This is a genomic window from Streptomyces sp. NPDC055078 (genome assembly GCF_053607985.1).
Genome location: NZ_JBSGUP010000316.1, coordinates 6,229 through 9,271 on the forward strand (window position 1 = coordinate 6,229; position 3,043 = coordinate 9,271).

The 3,043-nt window shown below is 71.3% G+C and carries 2 protein-coding genes; both read right to left on the reverse strand.

The genetic code is table 11. The features are described 5' to 3' along the window. Nucleotides 1-629, reverse strand: a 629-nt coding sequence (locus ACWF94_RS24130; RefSeq protein ID WP_453492103.1) for a UDP-N-acetylmuramoyl-tripeptide--D-alanyl-D-alanine ligase, incomplete at its 3' end; no start/stop codon positions are given. After that, nucleotides 626-1,789: a D-alanine--D-alanine ligase family protein gene (locus ACWF94_RS24135; protein ID WP_453492106.1), complete on the reverse strand. Its 1,164-nt coding sequence runs from the start codon at nt 1,787-1,789 to the stop codon at nt 626-628. The genes ACWF94_RS24135 and ACWF94_RS24130, both read right to left, overlap by 4 nt. Nucleotides 1,790-3,043 lie beyond the last annotated feature (1,254 nt).

Genomic DNA, 3,043 nt, shown 5'->3' on the forward strand with positions numbered 1-3,043 from the left:
TCCCGCACCATCTCGGCCTTCGTCTGCACGACACCGCCGATGCCGCCCATCGTGAGCATGTGCGCCGGCCCGACATTGAGCACCATGCCGACCTGCGGCCGTCCCAGCCGCACCAGATGGGTGATGTCACCCGGCCTCGCGGCGCCCATCTCCAGGACGAGGTAACGGGTCCGCCGCTCAGCGCGCAGGATGGTCAGCGGGAGCCCTATCTCGTTGTTGAACGAACGCGAGGTGGCGACCGTCGGCGCCTCGTGTTCGAGGATCTGGGCGAGCAGGTCCTTGGTCGTGGTCTTGCCCACCGACCCGGTGAGCCCGATGACGACGGGACTCAGCCGGTCCCGGACGAATCCGGCGAGTCCGGTCAGCGCTGTGACCACGTCGTCCACCACCACGCACGGCCCGTCGACGGGGCGGGACCCCAGCACCGCGACGGCGCCGGCGGCGTACACCTCGGGCGCGAAGTCGTGGCCGTCGCTTCGCTCTCCCACAATGGCCGCGAACAACGCGCCCGCCGTCACCTCGCGGGAGTCGATGACCACCGGGCCCGTGACCGTGAGCCCCGGACCCGCGCTCCCGTGCACCGTCCCGTCCACGACCCGGGCGATCTCCTCCAGCGTCAGGGGGATCACCGTGCCCCCTCGACCGCGAACCCGGAGCGGCGGGCGCGGTCACGTCCGCGCGCGTGCCGGGCGAAGGCGAGGCCGATGAGACGGTCGAGCAGCTGCTCGTACATCACCCCGCTTTCGGCCCAGCCCCGGGCGAACACCGAACGCGCGGTGAACCCGGGCATCGTGTTGATCTCCCCGACATACAGCCTGCCGCCAGCCTCGTCGTACAGGAAATCGACCCGTGCCAGGCCGTATCCGCCGATCGCGCGGAACGCCCGGAGCGACAACTCGCGCACCTTTGCGGTGACGTCGGCCGGCACATCCGCGGGAGAGGTCACCGTGGCGCCCGTGAGGTACTTCTGCGCGTAGTCGGAGAAGTCGCCGGTGACCGTGAGTTCGGACGGTACGGAGGCTTCGGCGTCGTCGGCGTCACCGATGACGCCGCAGAGCAGTTCCCTGGCGGTGATCCCCTCCTCCACCAGGACGACATCGTCGTACCGGAACGCCTCGTCGACGGCGTGGGCCAGCCCGGCCGGATCGTTCGCCCGCGAGACGCCGATGGAGGACCCCATGGCGGCCGGCTTGACGAACCGGGGCCAGGGCAATCCGTCGGCCGCTGTCAGCGGATCCTCGCCGAGCAGCCACTGCCGCCGGGTGTACCAGGTGCCCGGGACGACCGGGATGCCTTCGGCTGCGAACGCACGCCGCATGGCCACCTTGTCCATGCCGACCGCGGAGGCGGCCACGCCGGATCCCACGTATGGCACGTCAAGGGCCTCCAGATAGCCCTGGATAACCCCGTCCTCGCCGTACGGCCCGTGCATCACGGGAAACACGACATCGAGCCGCTCGATGACCGCTTCCGGGGACTCGGACGAGACGAGTCGGCCGCCGTGCCGGAGTTCGACCCGGACACCATCGGCGGTCAGCCGGTCCCGGATGGCCGGCCCGTCCGGCCGCGCGGTCACGGCCTCCTCGACGGCGCGGGCCGGGGGCAGCCTCCAGTGCCCGTCCCTGTCTATCCCGATGGCGACGGGACGGAACCGGGTGGCACGGAGCCCGCGGATGACGGCCAGCGCCGAGGCGGCCGACACTTCATGCTCGGCGGACGGCCCGCCGTACACCACCCCGACGCACGGCCGCCCCTCCGGCGCTACGGGAATATCTGCTAGCTGTGCCACACGATTCCTTCCATCGCGCAGTTCACCGGTCGGACGCCGGAGAAGAGTTCGCGCATCAAGACGTGCTTCTTTCTCGAAGGTGACGAATGCCATCGGCGTTGATGGCTGCGGAAAACGGATCGGTTCCGTTCAACCGGCTCCCCACGGCCGCACTACAGCCGCAATACGGCCTAACCGGCCGCACCGGCCGACGCGGCGGACAGCGCATGGGACGAAGCGCGGGACCCCGGCACGCCGTCCGGAGTCGGCGGCTCTCTCCGGGCCCTGGCCTTCGATGAGTGTGGGGTCTGTCCGTTCCGGTGCCGTGGGCACCGGCGGTGAGGGCCACGGCACCATGGCGGGTGAGCGTGGTCGCGAGGTCCGCGGCGGATTCGGCGATCAGGTCACCGGTGACCGGTGTGGTGCCGGTGTCCCGCACAGTGGTGCGTGCCCTGTGCCGGGCCGCGGCGCACGCGCCGGTCACCTCATCGCCGCGGACGGTGAGCCGCCGGGGCGGCTCAGGCCGCGGTTCTGGTGGCCGGCCGGACGACGATGCCGGACCTCAGGGCGGCCGGCCGCCGGGGCGTCCACCCTGTGGTGAGTCGGCCCGGAGCGGTCGGACTTCTCGCGGAGGACGAGCCCCGGTTGTCGGCGCAGCCGACTGAGCGCTCCGTCGCGGGAGCCGGGTCCGAGGCGTGCGCTGCCACGCGCGCGTCCGCCGGGACCGGCACGCCGAGCCGGAGCGGTGAGCCGGGTACGCGGCCCGCGGGGCCCGTTGACCCGGGGCGGGCGGTTGACGATGAGCTGAGCAACTGTTCCCCCATGTTCCTGTCCGTGCCACCTCTGTGGTCTCAGTGGCAGGAGTGCACTTCCCACACTCGGGTGACGGACGGGACCGGGGCAACCGTGGGGCACCACGAGCAGGACCACGAGATCAGTGCCGCGGTGGCGAAGACGGCGGCGGGCGGCGGCCCGTCCGGTGTCACCGGTCCCGGGCGCCACCGCCGGGGCCTGCCGTTCAGCGCCTCGCGGGGGTGGCCGCCGCACGCGGGCGCGGGAGCCCTCCTGGGAGGAGACAGGGATGTCCGAAAGAAGGCCGATGAGAAACGGCCGACGAGAAGAAGCCGACGAGAAATGGCCGACGAGAAGAGGCCGACAGGAAAAGCTTCTTGAGTCGCGGACACCGGAGACTTTCGTCGGCTTGCCCGGAGTCCGTTCCACCCGGCAGTGTGGCACCAGGACATCGGACCGGGGAACGAACGGCCGAGCGCTTTC